The organism is Hydrogenophaga sp. OTU3427, assembly GCF_038440225.1.
Classification (GTDB): Bacteria; Pseudomonadota; Gammaproteobacteria; order Burkholderiales; family Burkholderiaceae_C; genus Hydrogenophaga.
In genome coordinates this window covers 1-15,363 of record NZ_JASATI010000037.1, presented here as the reverse complement: position 1 = coordinate 15,363, position 15,363 = coordinate 1, and the positions used below count along the sequence as shown (strand labels likewise).

At 68.0% G+C, this 15,363-nt stretch carries 14 protein-coding genes; 3 read left to right on the top strand and 11 right to left on the bottom strand.

What is annotated here, in order from left to right:
• Together AAHB17_RS18390 and AAHB17_RS18385 are read left to right on the top strand one after the other, a co-directional pair.
• Window positions 1–2,274 (top strand): cyanophycin metabolism-associated ABC transporter, encoded by a 2,274-nt coding sequence (locus AAHB17_RS18390; protein WP_342132214.1) that lies wholly within the window; start codon window positions 1–3, stop codon window positions 2,272–2,274.
• Window positions 2,271–2,726, top strand: coding sequence for a cyanophycin metabolism-associated DUF1854 family protein (locus tag AAHB17_RS18385; protein WP_342132213.1), 456 nt, complete (start codon window positions 2,271–2,273; stop codon window positions 2,724–2,726). The genes AAHB17_RS18390 and AAHB17_RS18385 overlap by 4 nt, the downstream gene beginning before the upstream one ends.
• Before the next feature lie 6 nt (window positions 2,727–2,732).
• Here AAHB17_RS18385 and AAHB17_RS18380 read toward each other — a convergent pair whose 3' ends face one another.
• Genes AAHB17_RS18380 through AAHB17_RS18355 form a run of 6 tightly spaced genes read right to left on the bottom strand, consistent with a single transcriptional unit; the run spans window position 2,733 to window position 9,949 of the window.
• Complete coding sequence (locus tag AAHB17_RS18380; protein ID WP_446719620.1) at window positions 2,733–3,695, bottom strand: Bug family tripartite tricarboxylate transporter substrate binding protein; 963 nt, start codon at window positions 3,693–3,695, stop codon at window positions 2,733–2,735.
• A 24-nt stretch (window positions 3,696–3,719) separates the two neighbouring features.
• On the bottom strand, window positions 3,720–4,802 hold the full coding sequence (locus tag AAHB17_RS18375; protein WP_342132211.1) for a CobW family GTP-binding protein: 1,083 nt from the start codon (window positions 4,800–4,802) through the stop codon (window positions 3,720–3,722).
• Between the two features lie 10 nt (window positions 4,803–4,812).
• A complete protein-coding gene (locus AAHB17_RS18370; protein WP_342132209.1) occupies window positions 4,813–5,190 on the bottom strand; it encodes a hypothetical protein in 378 nt (125 codons plus the stop codon).
• Complete coding sequence (locus tag AAHB17_RS18365) at window positions 5,187–6,968, bottom strand: hydantoinase B/oxoprolinase family protein (RefSeq protein WP_342132208.1); 1,782 nt, start codon at window positions 6,966–6,968, stop codon at window positions 5,187–5,189. The genes AAHB17_RS18370 and AAHB17_RS18365 overlap by 4 nt, the downstream gene beginning before the upstream one ends.
• 23 nt (window positions 6,969–6,991) lie before the next feature.
• A complete protein-coding gene (locus AAHB17_RS18360) occupies window positions 6,992–9,070 on the bottom strand; it encodes a hydantoinase/oxoprolinase family protein (RefSeq protein ID WP_342132207.1) in 2,079 nt (692 codons plus the stop codon).
• 15 nt (window positions 9,071–9,085) lie between these two features.
• Complete coding sequence (locus AAHB17_RS18355) at window positions 9,086–9,949, bottom strand: fumarylacetoacetate hydrolase family protein (protein ID WP_342132206.1); 864 nt, start codon at window positions 9,947–9,949, stop codon at window positions 9,086–9,088.
• 141 nt (window positions 9,950–10,090) lie between these two features.
• Here AAHB17_RS18355 and AAHB17_RS18350 point away from each other — a divergent pair, with 141 nt between their 5' ends.
• Window positions 10,091–11,008, top strand: coding sequence for a LysR family transcriptional regulator (locus AAHB17_RS18350; RefSeq protein WP_342132205.1), 918 nt, complete (start codon window positions 10,091–10,093; stop codon window positions 11,006–11,008).
• A 12-nt stretch (window positions 11,009–11,020) separates the two neighbouring features.
• Here the strand turns inward: AAHB17_RS18350 and AAHB17_RS18345 are convergent, their stop codons facing one another.
• The 5 genes from AAHB17_RS18345 to AAHB17_RS18325 form a co-directional block, all read right to left on the bottom strand.
• Window positions 11,021–11,788: an ABC transporter ATP-binding protein gene (locus AAHB17_RS18345; protein WP_342132204.1), complete on the bottom strand. Its 768-nt coding sequence runs from the start codon at window positions 11,786–11,788 to the stop codon at window positions 11,021–11,023.
• Between the two features lie 8 nt (window positions 11,789–11,796).
• Window positions 11,797–12,927 (bottom strand): succinylglutamate desuccinylase/aspartoacylase family protein, encoded by a 1,131-nt coding sequence (locus AAHB17_RS18340; RefSeq protein ID WP_342132203.1) that lies wholly within the window; start codon window positions 12,925–12,927, stop codon window positions 11,797–11,799.
• A gap of 14 nt (window positions 12,928–12,941) precedes the next feature.
• On the bottom strand, window positions 12,942–13,655 hold the full coding sequence (locus AAHB17_RS18335) for an ABC transporter permease (RefSeq protein WP_342132202.1): 714 nt from the start codon (window positions 13,653–13,655) through the stop codon (window positions 12,942–12,944).
• Window positions 13,652–14,341: an ABC transporter permease gene (locus AAHB17_RS18330; protein WP_342132201.1), complete on the bottom strand. Its 690-nt coding sequence runs from the start codon at window positions 14,339–14,341 to the stop codon at window positions 13,652–13,654. Before AAHB17_RS18330 ends, AAHB17_RS18335 begins: the two co-directional genes overlap by 4 nt.
• Before the next feature lie 80 nt (window positions 14,342–14,421).
• Window positions 14,422–15,183 (bottom strand): transporter substrate-binding domain-containing protein, encoded by a 762-nt coding sequence (locus tag AAHB17_RS18325; RefSeq protein WP_342132200.1) that lies wholly within the window; start codon window positions 15,181–15,183, stop codon window positions 14,422–14,424.
• Window positions 15,184–15,363: the final 180 nt, after the last annotated feature.

Below are 15,363 nucleotides of genomic sequence, written 5' to 3'. Positions count from 1 at the left end.
ATGACCACCATGTCAGCGCCCAGCGGCGCTTCAGAATCCCGCCCCGGCGTGTGGCAAAGCGCCTTGTCGGGCGGCCCGGACGGCGCGCCGCTGGCCTGGCTGGAAACCGATCTCAACGCCGATTTGTGCTTCGCGCCGGGCTTGCTGCTGGTGGGGGCGGCCCGCCTGCAGGCCTGGACGCAGGCGGTCGACGGAACGCCCAAACTGGCCGCTGAATGGCCGCTGGACGCGGGCCTCGCCCTGCGCCAGAGCGACCATGCCGGCGTCGGTCAGATCGAGCTGGTCCACCCACAAGGCCGCCTGGCGGTGTGGCGCTACACCCTGGCGCAGCAGATGGCCGCCACCCGCCTGGTGAACCAGTTTGGCCTGGCGCAACAGGCCTTGAGCGAGGGCCGGCCGCCGCAACTGGTGATGCAGGCCACCTGTCCGCTGTGCAAGGCGCCGCTGGACCCCGACCAGGAGGATTGCCCCTCGTGCGCGCAGGAAAACACGGTGCCGCCATCGACCTGGATGCTGCTGCGCCTGTGGCGTTTCGCCAAGCCTTACCAGGGGCAGCTGCTGGCCGGCTTCCTGCTGATGCTGGCCTCCACCGCGGCCACCCTGGTGCCACCCTACCTGACCATGCCCCTGATCGACGAGGTGCTGATTCCCTACCAGAACGGTCAGGCGGTGGAGATGTCGCTGGTGGTGATGTACCTCAGCGGCCTGCTGGGCGCGGCCTTGCTGGCCTGGGGGCTGGGCTGGGCCAAGACCTACATCCTGGCCCTGGTGTCCGAACGCATAGGCGCCGACCTGCGCACCACCACCTACGAACACCTGCTCAAGCTCTCGCTCGAGTACTTTGGCGGCCGCCGCACGGGCGACCTGATGGCGCGCATCGGTTCTGAAACCGACCGCATCAACGTTTTCCTTTCCTTGCACCTGCTGGACTTCGCCACCGACGTGCTGATGATCGGCATGACCACGGTCATCCTGTTCTCCATCAACCCCTGGCTGGCACTGGCCACGCTGCTGCCGCTGCCCTTCATCGGCTGGATGATCCACGTGGTGCGCGACAAGCTGCGCACCGGCTTCGAGAAGATCGACCGCGTCTGGTCCGAGGTCACCAGCGTGCTGGCCGACACCATTCCCGGCATCCGCGTGGTCAAGGCCTTCGCCCAGGAAAACCGCGAGGCCCAGCGCTTTCGCGACGCCAACAAGCACAACCTGGACGTCAACGACAAGCTCAACCGCGTCTGGTCGCTGTTCGCGCCCACCGTCTCGCTGCTGACCGAAATCGGGCTGCTGGTGGTTTGGGGCTTCGGCATCTGGCTGGTGGCGCACCAGTCCATCACGGTGGGCGTGCTGACCGCCTTCCTGGCCTACATCGGCCGTTTCTACAGCCGGCTCGATTCGATGAGCCGCATCGTCTCGGTGACGCAGAAGGCCGCCTCGGGCGCCAAGCGCATCTTCGACATCCTGGACCACGTCTCCAGCGTGCCCGAGCCGGTCAACCCGGTGCACCTGCCCCGTGTGGAGGGCCGCATCACCATCGAAGGCGCCGGCTTTCGCTACGGCAACCGCGCCGTCATCCGCGGCCTGGACCTGCACATCGCCCCGGGCGAAATGGTGGGCCTGGTGGGCCACAGCGGCTCGGGCAAGAGCACCCTGGTCAACCTGATCTGCCGCTTCTACGACATCTCGGAAGGCGCCATCCGGATCGACGGCGTCGACATCCGCTCGCTGCCGGTGGCCCAGTACCGAAGCCACATCGGCCTGGTGCTGCAGGAGCCCTTCCTGTTCTTCGGCACCATCGCCGACAACATCGCCTACGGCAAACCCGACGCCACGCGCGAGGAGATCGTCGCGGCGGCCCGCGCCGCCCATGCGCACGAATTCATCCTGCGCCTGCCCCAGGGCTACGACTCGCTGGTGGGCGAACGTGGCCAGGGCCTGTCGGGCGGCGAGCGCCAGCGCATCAGCATCGCGCGCGCGCTGCTGATCAACCCGCGCATCCTGATCCTGGACGAGGCCACATCGTCGGTGGACACCGAGACCGAGAAGGAAATCCAGAAGGCGCTGGACAACCTGGTCAAGGGCCGGACCACCATCGCCATCGCCCACCGCCTGTCCACGCTGCGCAAGGCCGACCGCCTGGTGGTGATGGACCGGGGCCAGAAGGTGGAAGAGGGCAGCCACGACGAACTGATGGCGCGCGAAGGCGCCTACTTCCGGCTCTACCAGGCGCAGGCCCGGCATGCCGATGTCTTGGAAGAAGGCGGGAGCGGCGAATGAACCTGCAACGCAACAACCTGGGCCGGCTGGTGCTGACCACGGCGGACGGCATCGCCCACGAGGGCGTGGTGCCGGTGCGGGCCTACCCCATCAGCGCGCCCGACCGCATGATCGGCATCGTCGGCGCCGACGGCCACGAACTGGCCTGGCTGGAGTCGCTGGACACGCTCGACGCCAGCGCCCGCCAACTGGTCGACGAAGAACTCCGCCGGCGCGAGTTCATGCCCGAGATCCTGCGCCTGTTTGGTGTCAGCAGCTTCGCCACGCCCAGCACCTGGGACATCGAGACCGACCGTGGCCGGGCGACGCTGCAGCTCAAGGGCGAGGAAGACATCCGCCGCATGGGCGGCGGCGTGATGCTGATCGCCGACGCCCACGGCGTGCAGTTCATGATCCGCGACGTCTCGGCCCTGGACCGGCACAGCCGCAAGCTGCTGGACCGGTTCCTTTGAGTTCCATCACTCGGGCTTGAAGCCCGATTCCCTGAGCAGTTCCGCGCTGCGGGCCACATCGGTGGTGATGTACTTGCGGAACTGGTCGACCGACTCGGTCACGGGTTCGATGCCCAGGGCCGTGAACGAGCCCGACTTGCTGAGTTCGGCCACGGCCTTGTTGATGGCCTTGTTCAGCAACTGCACGCGCTCGTCGGGCAGCCCCTTGGGCGCCCAGACGCCGTACCAGGACTCGTAGACCATGCCGGGGAAGCCGCTTTCGGCCGCGGTGGGCACGTCGGGCATGGCGCTGCTGCGTTTGGCCGAGGTGGTGGCGATGGGCTTGACCTTGCCACTTTTGGCCATGGACTGCAGCGAGATGATGGAGTCCAGCAGGATCTGCACGTGGCCGCCGGCCACATCGGCCAGGGCCGGGGCCGTCCCCCGGTAAGGCGTCAGCGTCAGCTTGAGGTTGCCCTGCTTGGCCAGCAGCAGGGTGGCCAGGTGGCTGGGCGCGCCCAGGGCCGGCACGGCGGCGGTCCAGGCATTGGGTTGCTGGCGCGCAGCGTCCAGCACCTCGCGCACGTTTTTCGGCTGCGCGTTGGGTGGGATGACCAGCAGCAGCGAAGCCTCACCCACCCGCGCCACCGGCGCGAAATCGGTCACCGGGTCGTAGGGAGGCGAGGCCAGCACCTGTTTGGCCAGCACATGGGTGGCGGCCGAGAACAGCAGGGTGTAGCCGTCGGGCGGCGCCGTCTGCACCGCCTTGCCGCCGATGGTGCCGCTGGCACCGGCCTTGTTGTCGATGATGACCGGCACGCCCAGGTCGGTCTGGAGCTGGCGGCCCAGCAGGCGGGCGGCCTGGTCGACGCCGCCGCCGGCGGCAAACGGCACGATCAGCTTGATCATCCCCTCCGGAAATTTGACCTGCGCCAGGGCGGGCGAAAGGCCACAAGCGCCGAACACGGCAAAGGCCATCAGCTTCTTCATCATGGTGTTGTCTCCTACGGGTGATTAAACAGGTTGGGCGGGACGGCGGTCGCGGCGGCTGCGCCTTTCGAACACGCTCAGCGTGGCCTCGATGTCCTCGGCATCGATGTTTCGGGTGATGAAGACGATGCGGGTGCGCCGGTCCTCGCTGGGCCAGCGCGCCAGCGTTTCGGGCGGGTGGAACAGGTGCTGCACGCCGTGGATCACCATCGGGTGTTCGGGGTCGTCGGCCAGCTGCACGATGCCCTTGACACGCAGCAGGTCGTTGCCACGCAGACTGGAGAGCATGTCCAGCCAGGCCATGAAGCCTTCGCGCGAGAGTGGCTGCTCGCGCACGATCACGTGCGAGCGGATCTGGTCGTCGTGCCGGCTTGGGTCGTGCTGCGCCGGACCGGACACCGGAAAGAAGAACGAACGTTCCTCGTCCGCCGGCAGCGACGACCGCGCGGCGCTGGGTCGGCTCAGCAAACCCACCAGCGCCTGCAGCGCGGCATCGGGGCCCCGGGCCACGGTGGACAGGGGGTTGATGCCCTGCAGCCGCTCCAGCAAGGGGGCCAACATGGCGTCGGCGACGAGGTCGGTCTTGGTCAGCAGCAGGTGGTCGGCCACGGCGGCCTGCTTGACCGCTTCGCGGTGCCGGTCCAGCGTGGCCATGGCATTGAACGCATCGATGGTGCAGGCGACACCCGCCAGGCGCCACTGGCGCGCCAGGCGCGGGTCGCCCATCAGTGTGTGCAGGATGGGTGCGGGATCGGCCAGGCCGGTGGTTTCCACCACCACGTGGCGCAGTTCGCCGCGCTGGGCCTGCGGGCTCTGCGCCAGGCGCTCGAAGGCCTCGACCAGGTCGCCGCGCACGGTGCAGCAGATGCAGCCGTTGGCCAGCAACACCATCTGTTCATCGGTGTGGTCCACCAGGTCGTGGTCCAGGCCCACGGCGCCGAATTCGTTGATCACCACGGCCGTGCCGTGCATGTCGGGCTGGCGCAGCAGGCGGTTGAGCAAGGTGGTCTTGCCGCTGCCCAGGAAGCCGGTCAGCACGGTGATGGGCACGCGCTGGCCCGCATCGGTGGCATCGGCGCTGTCCAGTGCGGGAAAGATGAAGGGCATGGTGCGCGCCTCAGTCGTCGCTGGCGCCGGCCGGGCCGTGCAGCCGGGCGAAGGAATCGAGCGTGCGGGCCAGTCGGCTCAACAGCCAGTCGGCCACGGCCTCGTCGGACTCGCCATGCTCCAGCCGGTCCAGCAGCAGCATCACCGGTCTGGTCTGTTCGTGGATGGGGCCAGGCGCCAGCAGAAAGGCCTCCACGTCCGCCTGGCCCAGTCTTTCGCTTTCGGCCCAGAGGTAATCGACGATGTCGAGCTCGAAGTCCTCCAGCGAGACGCTGACCCCGCCCGTCATGCAACCGCAGCCGGCGCCCAGCGTCACGTGCTGGGCCGCCAGCCGGCTCCAGAGATGCGCCAGGCGCTCGGCACGCGGATCGGCCACGGCGGTGCTCACTGCCCGTCCCAGGCCAGGTCTTCGGCGGCGGCCGGTGCCGCGCCGCTGCGCAGGGCGCTGGTGGCCGCTTGGTCCACCTGGCCCCGGGCGTCGAGCGCCACCTTGTAGACCTCGCGCGCCACCTGGGCGCTCACGTAGCCCTCGCGCACGTCTTCGGCCACCAGCTCCAGCTCACGTTCGAGTGGGTTGCCGAAGCCGCCGCCACCGCCCGAGAGCATCTTGTAGGCATCACCGCGCTCCAGGCGCACGTTGAAGATCTTGGCGTTGAGGTGGTCGGTTTTCCACTCGCCCTTGTGGCGCACGGCCAGGCCGTTGCCCATGGCATCGCCGCCGCCCTCCAGACCCCAGGGCTTGCAGTGCACACGGTCGATGCGGGTGGTCACGGTGAAGGGCGAGAGCGCCTGCACCACCATCTCGGCGCCCAGGCCGCCCCGGTGGCGGCCGGCACCCGCGCTGTCGCGGCGGATCTCGTACTTCTCCACCAGCACGGGGTACTTGGCTTCGAGCTGTTCGGTCGGGCTGTTGTGGGTGTCGCCGTCGTTGATGCAGACCGTGACCGACACGCCGTCCTCGCTGCTCTTGGCGCCCCAGCCGCCACCCAGCGGGCCGATGCCGACGATGAACAGGCGACCGTCTTCGGGGCTGATGCCGTGGATGTTGGGGAACACCAGGTCGGCGTGGTGGCCGGCAATCGACCGGTTCGGAATCGCTGGCGCCAGCGCCTTGAAGATGGTGTCGATCACCGTCATGGGGAAGGTCATCCACACGCGCATCGGGTAGGGGCGCTCGGCGCTGATCACCGTGCCCATGGGCATGATGACCTTGAGGGGCCGGAACGAGCCGTCGTTGACCGGGTAGTCGGTGGGCGTGGTCAGGCACTTGTAGGCCACCTGCGCGCAGGCGATGCCGGTGGTGAAGCCGCTGTTGTAGAAGCCACGCACCTGCTTGCTCACGTCCGACAGGTCCACCGTCATCTCGTCGCCGCTGACCGTCACCTTGACGCGGATGGGGATGCGCTTGCCGATCTCCAGGCCGTCGTCGTCCATGAAGGATTCGGCCTCGTACACGCCGTCGGGGATGGAGAGCGTGTTCTTGCGCGCCACGGCCTCGCTCGAATCCATGATCTGGCGGATGGATGCGTTGACCGCCTCGGCGCCGTAGCGCTGCAGCAGCTCCACGTAGCGGCGCTCGCCGGTGGTGATGGCGGTGATCTGCGCCCGCAGGTCGCCCAGCGCGCGTTCGGCCAGGCGCACGTTCATGGCGATGATGTCGATCAGGTCCTGGTTGACCACACCCTCGCGCTGGTACTTCAGGATGGGGATCTGTATGCCCTCGCTGAAGATGTCGGTGGTCACGTTGCCCAGCGTGCCGCCCACGTCCAGCCAGTGCGCCATGCAGCAGGTGAAACCCTCCAGCCGGCCCTCGTGAAAGATGGGCATCGTGAACGTGAAGTGGTTCAGGTGGCTGCCGGTCGTGTAGGCGTCGTTGGTGACCAGGATGTCGCCGGGCAGGATGTTCTCGTAGCCGAAGTGCTTGATCTTCGCCTTGACCGTCTCGGACATGCCGCGGATGAACATGGGCAGGCCCAGGCCGATGGAGACGGTGTCGCCTTCCTTGGTGAACAGGCCGACGGTGAAGTCCAGCGCCTCGTAGATGATGAGGTTGTAGGCGGTGCGCGTGAGGTTGGTTTTCATCTCCTCCGTCACGGCATAGAGGCCGTTGCGGATGATCTCGACGGTGACGGGGTCGACAGCCTGGGGGGCGGTGGGGGTGTTCATGGGTTCTCCTTGGGGGCGCGCGTTCAGGAACGGTCCGAGCCGATGTCGATCTGCAGGTTGCCGAGTTCGTCCACGCGCAGCGCGTCACCGGGCTGCACCACCGTGGTCGAGGCGTGTTCTTCGACCAGGGCCGGGCCCGTGATCTCGTTGCCGGCCAGCAGGCGGTCGCGGATGTAGACCGGGGTGTCGGCCCAGCCGCCGGCGCGGAAGTAGACCGGCTTGACGGCCCGCACCGCGCCCGGGGTGGGCGTGGCGCTGCCGGCGGCCACGCTGTGTTTGGGCGGCTTTTTCATGGTGCCCAGCACGGTCACGCGCAGGCTCACCAGGTCGGCCGGCTCCTTGGGCGCCGAGGTGCCGTAGCGCACCTTGTGCAGTTCGTCGAACTGCTGCTTGATCGCCGAACGGTCTTTGCTCGCGAAGAAGGCCAGCGGCAGGTCCACCGTCACCGCGTGTTCCTGGCCCACGTAGCGCATGTCGGCGGCGCGTTCGATCACCACGCCGTCGGCCTGTATGCCCGACGCCGCGAGCGCAGCGCGGCCCTCGTCCTCCATGGTCTTGTAGGCGGCTTCGATGTCCTCGAAGGACACGTCGCCGAGTTTGCGGAACACCGAGCGCACATAGTCGTAGCGCAGGTCGCTGAACAACATGCCGTAGGCCGAGAAGTAGCCCGGTGCGTAGGGAATGAGCACCTTGCGGATGCCGATCTCGCGGGCGATGGCCGAGGCGTGCAGTGGGCCGGCGCCGCCGTACACCACCATGGTGAAGCTGCCGGCATCCAGGCCCCGTTCGGTGGTCACGGCCTTGACGGCGTGCGACATCTGCGTCACCGCGATGCGCAGGATGCCGTCGGCTGCGGCGGTCGGGTCCAGGCCCAGCGGTCCGGCGATGCGCTCGGCCATCTGGCGCTGGCAACCGGCCATGTCCAGCTTCAGTTCACCGCCCAGAAAGTGCTCGGCATCGAGCCGTCCCAGCACCAGGTTGGCGTCGGTCACGGTGGGTTCGGTGCCGCCGCGGCCATAGGCCACCGGGCCCGGGATGGAGCCGGCGCTCTGCGGCCCCACGCGCAGCGCGTTGCCGGTTTCGACGCGGGCGATCGATCCGCCGCCGGTGCCGACCTCGTGGATGTCCATCATGGGGATCTGGATCGGCAGGGCGCGCTCGTAGCCACCGATCAGGGCCGAGCCGGTGGTCAGGGGCCGGCCATCGCTGATCACGCCGGCCTTGGCGGTGGTGCCGCCCATGTCGAAGGCGATGGCGTCGCCCATGCCGAGCTGGGCGCAGATGGCCTGGGCGCCGATCACACCGGCCGCGGGGCCGGATTCGAGCATGCGCACACAACCGACCTTGGCATGCTCCACCGGGAACAGGCCACCGGTGGACTGCACGATGTAGAAGTCGCCACCGAAGCCCTTGCCGGCCAGATGATCCTCGAGCTGGCCCAGGTACTCGGACACGCGCGGGCCCACGTAGGCGTTGGCCACGGCCGTGGAGACACGCTCGAACTCGCGGTATTCCTGGCTCAGCTCGTGCGAGGCGCAGACGAAGGCCCCCGGGATCTCTTCCTGCAGGATCTGCTTGACGCGCTGCTCGTGCGCCGGGTTGCGGTAGCTGTGCAGCAGCAGCACGGCCACCGCCTCGACGCCCTGGCCACGCAGGTCCTTGGCGAGTTCGCGCACGGCGGCCTCGTCCAGCGGTTTGTGCAGGCTGCCGTCGGCGCGCAGGCGCTCGGCCACCTCGAAACGCAGCGAGCGCTTGACCAGCGGCTGGTGCTTGTTGAAGAACAGGTTGTAGGCGTCGGGGCGGTTGACGCGGCCGATCTCGTAGATGTCGCGAAAGCCTTCGGTGATCAGCAGCGCGGTGTGGGCGCCGTTGCGCTCCAGCAGCGTGTTGATGGCGATGGTGGAGCCGTGCAGGAACAGGTTGCCGTCGCGCCAGTCGATGTCGGCGCTGTCGATGGTGGACTGGATGCCCTTGACGAGTTCGCCGTGGGTGGACAGGGCCTTGCCGAACAGCAACTGGCCGGTCGCCTCGTCAAAGGCAGCCATGTCGGTGAAGGTGCCGCCGATGTCGACGGCGATGCGGAGTTGGGGTGCGTGTGCCATGGGGGTGTCTCCGGGTCAGGCGGCGCCGTGGTCGGTGCCGATGGTGTTGCGCAGCACGCCCAGGCCGGTGATCTCCACCTCGACCACGTCGCCGTCCTTCATGTAGAGCGGCGGCTCGCGCCGGTCGCCTACGCCGCCAGGCGTGCCGGTGGCGATCACGTCGCCGGGCGACAGCGGGGTGAACCGCGAGACGTAGGCGACGATGGTGGGGATGTCGAAAATCAGGTCACCCAGGCTGGCGTGCTGCATCACCTGGCCGTTGACCCGGGTCTCCAGCGTCAGCGTGGTCACGTCGGGCACCTCGTCGGTGGTGACCAGCACCGGGCCAAAGGGCGCCGTGCCGGGGAAGTTCTTGCCGGGCGTGAACTGGTGGGTGTGGCGCTGCCAGTCGCGCACGCTGACGTCGTTGAAGCAGGCGTAGCCGGCGATGTGCTTGAAGGCATCTTCCTTGGCGATGTGGCGGCCGCCCCGGCCGATCACGAAGGCCAGCTCGCCTTCCCAGTCGAAACGCTCGGAGAAGGCCGGGCGCAGCACGGCGTCGCCGTGGGCGGCCAGGCTGTCGTTGAAACGCAGGAACAGCGAGGGGTAATCGCTGTCGGCGCGTTTGGTTTCGGCCACGTGGCTCTTGTAGTTGAGGCCCACGCAGATCAGCTTGCCGGGGTTGGGCAGCACCGGCAGCAGGCGCAGCTGTTCGAGGGCCACCGGTGTGCCCGATGCCTGTGCGGCTTGCGCCAGCTCGGTCAGAGCTTGGGCGGCGATCGCCGATTGGAGGTCGGGAAAGCGCGCCAGGAACGCGGCCGGCACGGGCCAGCAGCGCTGCTCGCTGTCCACCAGGCCGTAGCTGGCCATGCCATTGATTTCAAAACTTGCGAAACGCATCTGGGTGTTCTCCGGTGGTGTGCGCCCAAGGGCACGGTGTCGATGGGGTGGAGTCTAGGCAGCGGTTGGCCATCTGAATAGAATGCAATCCGAGATTTCAGACATGCTTGGATTGGCATGTCACAACCAGGCAGGCAGGCGATGAATCCCAACGACTTCCGGCTGTTTCTCGACGTCGTCGAACTCGGCAGCTTCACCAAGGTCGCGGCCCACCGCCGCACCGTGCAGTCCCACATCAGCCGGCAGATCGGCGAACTGGAGGCGGCCTGTGGCGGTGCCCTGTTCAAGCGCACGGGGCGCGGCGTGGTGCTGACCGACCTCGGCCAGCACATCGAGGCCCGTGTGCGCGGCTGGCTGCGCGACACCGATCAGCTGCTGGCCGAGATCCGGGCCGATGCGGGCGTGCCCATGGGCGAGGTCCGGCTGGGCATACTGCCCTCGGCCGCCCACCCGCTCATGACCCAGGTCTATCTGCGCCTGCAGGCCGACTACCCCAAGATCCGGCTCAACATCCGGGAGGGTCAGGGCGCGGAACTGGACGCGCTGCTGGACACCGGCAGCGTGGACATGGCGGTGCTGTTCCGCTACAGCAAACCCAGCAGCCCCGATGAAAAGCTGCTGTCCACCGTGGGCACCTACCTGGTGTCACGCCCGGGCGACGCGCTCACCAAAGGCGATACGGTGGACTTCGCCAGGCTGGAGGGGCTGCGTCTGGTGTTGCCGCGCCGGCCGGCCCACTGGCGGGCCGTGCTGGACGAGTCCGCGCGTGGCAAGGGGTTTGCGCTGCTGGCGGACGTGGAGGCGGACTCCTTGCGGCTGCAAAGGGAGCTGGTGGCGCAGACCAGCCATTTGTACGCGTTGCTGGGCCCGTTTTCGATTGCCGACGATGTGCGCACCGGCCGCCTGCAGGCCGCGCGCCTGGTCAACCCCGAATGCCGCCGCCATGTCACCCTGGCCCTGCCCAAACAGGGCCAGCTCACGGCCGCCAGCAAGCTGGTGTCGCGGCTGATCCAGGACACGGTGGAAGGCTGGGGCGGACAGCTGCACGAGCCCGCATGAAGACGGGCCGCCCTACTTGAGGTTGCCCGAAAGGAACTGCGCCAGCCGCTCGCTCTTGGGCGCGCCCAGCACGGCACGCGGCGGGCCTTGTTCCTCGATGCGGCCCTGGTGCAAGAAGATGAGGTGGCTGGACACCTCGCGGGCAAAGCCCATTTCGTGGGTCACCACCACCATGGTGCGGCCCTGTTCGGCCAGCACCTGCATCACGCGCAGCACCTCGCCCACCAGCTCCGGGTCGAGAGCGCTGGTGGGCTCGTCGAACAGCATCACCTCGGGCTCCACCGCCAGCGCGCGGGCAATGGCCACGCGCTGCTGCTGGCCGCCGCTCATGTGCGCGGGGTAGCGGTCGTCCACGTTTTTCAGGCCGACCAGGTCGAGGTACTTGCGCGCGGTGGCCACCGCCTGCTCGCGCGGCACGCCCAGCACGTGCACCGGCACCTCGATGATGTTCTGCAGCACCGTCATGTGGGCCCAGAGGTTGAAGTGCTGGAACACCATGGACAGCCGGGTGCGCAGGCGCTGCAGCTGGGCGGGGTCGGCGGCATGGAGCTCGCCGTTCCTGGCGGGCTTGAGTTTCAGCTCCTCGCCGGCCACGACGATGCGGCCTTGCTGCGGCTTCTCCAGCAGGTTGATGCAGCGCAGGAAGGTGCTCTTGCCCGAGCCGGAGCTGCCGATGATGCTGATGACGTCGCCGGCCTGGGCCTGCAGGGAGACGCCCTTGAGCACCTCGTGGCCGCCGTAGCTTTTGTGGATGTCCAGGGCCTGGAGTTTGAAGGTCATGTCGTGCGTCAGTTGCCCAGCAGGTTGCCGGTTCTGAAAGGAATGCGGCCGGCGATCTTGCCGATCTCCAGGCCGGCCTGGATGTAACGGTGCGGGATGCGGGCGTAGAACACGCCGGCCGTGCCCGCGCGCACGGTGGCCGCGGTGCCCAGCGTGGGGTCGATGATTTCGGCCACCGGGTCGCCCACGGCCAGGCGCTGGCCGATGTCGGCGACAAAGACCAGCACGCCGGGGCAGGGCGCCTTCAGACTCTCGGAGCCGGCCAGGGGGGTGGCTTCGCACAAGGCGGCGGGCACGGCGGGCGCCGGGCCGGCCACCGCGCCCAGGTGCTGCAGGTAGGCCCACAGCGCCGCGCTGTCCTGCTGGGCCAGCGGGTGGCTCACGTCGGCCTCGCCACGCAATTCGACCGTGGTGCTGGCGCAGCCCACCGGCAGCGGCAGGTCCTGGCCCGCCGCCCGCAGCAAGGCCGGCAGCTGCGACCACAGGCCGGAGAGCTGTTCGTCGAACGGTCCGCCGTTGGAGGCCGTGTCGGCCAGCAGCACGGCCTCGGCGCCCAGGTAGCGCGCCAGCGGCTCCAGCACCGGCCAGCAATGGCGCTCGGTGTAGAAGTGCATGGCGGCCTCGCCGTCGCAGTGCAGATCGATCACCACGTCGGCGTCGAAGGCCAGGCCGATCAGGGTGTGGCGCAGGCCCTCGAGTTCGGTCTGGGGTGTCTGTCCGGCCAGCCAGCCCGCGATGGCCTCGCGCACGGCAGCGACGTTGGCGGCGCCGTCCTGCGTGAGGTGGCCTTGCACGCGCTCGTAGGCGATCTGGGCCAGGTCGGGGAAGTGTCGGTTGAAGTTTTCCGAGGTGTTGAAGTCGAAGCGGCCCATGGGCTTGTGGTCTAGGCGCTGGGCCAGGCCAATGGGGTTGGCCACCGCCACCAGCACCACCTCGCCGCGCACCTGGCCAGTGGCTTCGGCCGCTTGCAAACGCTGGCGCAGGTGGTGTGCCACCAGCATGCCCGGCAGTTCCTCGGCGTGCAGGCTGGCCTGCAGGTAGACCTTGGGGCGGGCGCCCGGGGTGCCGAAGTGTTGGCTGGTGACGGTGGTCTGCCGGCCCAGGCTGGCGGCCGGCAGGAGGTGTTGTCGGGTGTCCATGGCTGAACTCGGTGTCAGTGCTGGCGGGGCGCCAGGTGGGCCAGGTAGCGCTTTTCGGCCAGCTTGAAGCCACCCACCAGCACGAAGGTGATGCTCAGGTAGATGCCTGCGGCGAAGAGGTAGGCCTCGAAGGGCAGGTAGAAATCGGAGTAGATGCGGCTGGCGGCGGCGGTCACGTCCATCATGGCCGGCACCGTGCTGGCCAGGCTGGTGCTGTGCAGCATCATGACCACCTCGTTGCTGTAGGCCGGCAGCGTGCGGCGCACGGCGCTGGGCAGCACCACCCGGCGCAGCGCTTGCCAGCGTCCCATGCCCATGGCCTGGGCGGCCTCGATCTCGCCGGCGCTGGTCTCGCGCATGGCGCCGGCCAGCATCTCTGCGGTGTAGCCCGCGGTGTTGAGGCTGAAGGCCAGCAGGGCGCAGAAGAAGGGCTCCTTGAAATGGGTCCAGGGCCAGACGGCGTCCCAGCGCGCCTGTATCCAGTCGAGCTGGGCCAGGCCGTAGTAGATCAGGTAGACCTGGATCAGCAGCGGCGTGCCGCGTATGCAGTAGGTGTAGGTCGCCACCAGCCAGCGCACGGGCGCCGGGCCGTTGGTCAGGGCCAGCGCAAAGAAGAGCGCCAGCACGGCACCCACCGCCAGCGAGGACAGCAGCAGCCACAGCGTGGTGACCACCCCTTCGCCGTAGAGCGCCAGGTTGGCCGGCTCGAAGATGACGGCCCAGTTCATGACGTCGTGCTCCGCTTGACGCCCAGGCTGTAGCGGGCGTTGATGCGCCTGAGCACCCACAGCGACACCGAGGTGTAGACCAGGAACAGGGCGGCGGCAAACAGGAAGAAGGCAAACGGCTCGCGCGTGGCGGCGCTGGCCTGCTTGGACAGGTAGGTCATCTCCTGCAGGCCGATCAGGCTCACCAGCGCGGTGGCCTTGATCAGCACCAGCCAGTTGTTGGTGAAGCCGGGCAGGGCGTAGCGCACCATCTGCGGCAGGGTGATGCGCACAAAGGTCTGCGCCGGCCCCATGCCAAAGGCCCAGGCCGCTTCCATCTGGCCCTTGGGAATGGACAGGATGGCGCCCCGGAAGGTTTCGGTCATGTAGGCGCCGTAGATGAAGCCGATGGTCAGCACGCCGGCCACGAAGGGGTTGATGTCGATGCCTTCACCGCTGCCCAAGGCTTCCATCAGGGCGTTGAGGCCGATGGTGCCGCCGTAGAAGACCAGCAGCATCAGCACCAGCTCGGGCACGCCGCGGATCAGGGTGGTGTAGACGGTCGCGGCGGCCACCAGCGGCGGGCGGCCCGACAGCTTGGCGGTGGCGCCCAGCAAGCCCAGCACGATCGAGACCAGCAGGGCGGCCAGCGACACGCCCACCGTGAGCGCGGCGCCTTGCAGGATGGAGAGGTAGTAGTCGCTCAAGGGGTGGCCCATTCGATCAAACGACACGGGGCGCACGAGGCGCCCCGGTCAGGGTGGCTGGTGTGGCCCGGTCTCCCGAATCAGTTGCCGTAGGGGTCGAAGCTGAAATACTTCTTGCTGATCTTGGCATAACGGTCATCGCCTCGGATGGCCTTGATGGCGGCATTGATCTCGCCCTTGAGCTTGTCCTGCCCCTTGCGCATGGCCACGCCGATGCCCGAGCCGTAGTACTTCACGTCGTACTGGTCGGGGCCGACAAAACCGTAGCCCTTGCCCTCGGGTTTGCTCAGGAAGCCGCCGCCCACCTCGACCTTGTCGGCCACCGTGCCGTCCAGCCGGCCGGACTTGATGTCCAGGTAGACCTGGTCCTGTGCCTCGTAGGGCACGACAGTCACGCCAGCAGGCTTGAGTTCGCCCATGGCGAACTTCTCCTGCGTGCTGCCCTTGAGCACGCCGATTTTCTTGCCCTTGAGCGAGGCCGGCCCGCTGTAGGCCGTGCCTTCCTTGACGACGATGCTGCTGGGCGTCTTGTAGTAGCGGTCGCTGAAGTCGACGACCTTCTTGCGGTCCTCCGTCACCGACATGGAGCTGATGATGACGTCGTACTTGCGGGCCTGCAGGCCGGGGATCATGCTGTCCCAGACCTGCTCGACGAACACGCACTTGCGCTTGATCTGCTCGCAGATGGCCAGCGCGATGTCGACATCGAAACCGGTCGGCTTGCCGTCGGCGGTCTTGTAGGTGAAGGGCTCGTAGGTCGGGTCGATGGCGACCTTGAGGTCTTGCGCGGAAGCGGCGCCAGCGGCGGCGGCCAGTCCCAGCGTCAGAAGCAGCTTTTTCATGGGCATCCTGAAAAAAAGGTTGGCGGGCGGGGTGCGGCCTGCACCTCGGGCCCGGACAGGTTTTCTATTCTAGGTGGCCGCCCGGGCAGGCACGGTGCCAGCGGCTTGGTGTTTTCCTGGGGCCAATCGTTCGGCTGAACAGCACTGACGCACTTGGCCACCTACCCGTGCCTTATAGAT

What these genes read in the sequence shown, in the direction of transcription:
- AAHB17_RS18390 (WP_342132214.1), top strand. Translation starts at nt 1, where the DNA reads ATGACCACCATGTCAGCGCCCAGCGGCGCTTCAGAATCCCGCCCCGGC.
- AAHB17_RS18385 (WP_342132213.1), top strand. Translation starts at nt 2,271, where the DNA reads ATGAACCTGCAACGCAACAACCTGGGCCGGCTGGTGCTGACCACGGCG.
- AAHB17_RS18380 (WP_446719620.1), bottom strand. Translation starts at nt 3,695, where the DNA reads ATGAAGAAGCTGATGGCCTTTGCCGTGTTCGGCGCTTGTGGCCTTTCG.
- AAHB17_RS18375 (WP_342132211.1), bottom strand. Translation starts at nt 4,802, where the DNA reads ATGCCCTTCATCTTTCCCGCACTGGACAGCGCCGATGCCACCGATGCG.
- AAHB17_RS18365 (WP_342132208.1), bottom strand. Translation starts at nt 6,968, where the DNA reads ATGAACACCCCCACCGCCCCCCAGGCTGTCGACCCCGTCACCGTCGAG.
- AAHB17_RS18360 (WP_342132207.1), bottom strand. Translation starts at nt 9,070, where the DNA reads ATGGCACACGCACCCCAACTCCGCATCGCCGTCGACATCGGCGGCACC.
- AAHB17_RS18355 (WP_342132206.1), bottom strand. Translation starts at nt 9,949, where the DNA reads ATGCGTTTCGCAAGTTTTGAAATCAATGGCATGGCCAGCTACGGCCTG.
- AAHB17_RS18350 (WP_342132205.1), top strand. Translation starts at nt 10,091, where the DNA reads ATGAATCCCAACGACTTCCGGCTGTTTCTCGACGTCGTCGAACTCGGC.
- AAHB17_RS18345 (WP_342132204.1), bottom strand. Translation starts at nt 11,788, where the DNA reads ATGACCTTCAAACTCCAGGCCCTGGACATCCACAAAAGCTACGGCGGC.
- AAHB17_RS18340 (WP_342132203.1), bottom strand. Translation starts at nt 12,927, where the DNA reads ATGGACACCCGACAACACCTCCTGCCGGCCGCCAGCCTGGGCCGGCAG.
- AAHB17_RS18335 (WP_342132202.1), bottom strand. Translation starts at nt 13,655, where the DNA reads ATGAACTGGGCCGTCATCTTCGAGCCGGCCAACCTGGCGCTCTACGGC.
- AAHB17_RS18325 (WP_342132200.1), bottom strand. Translation starts at nt 15,183, where the DNA reads ATGAAAAAGCTGCTTCTGACGCTGGGACTGGCCGCCGCCGCTGGCGCC.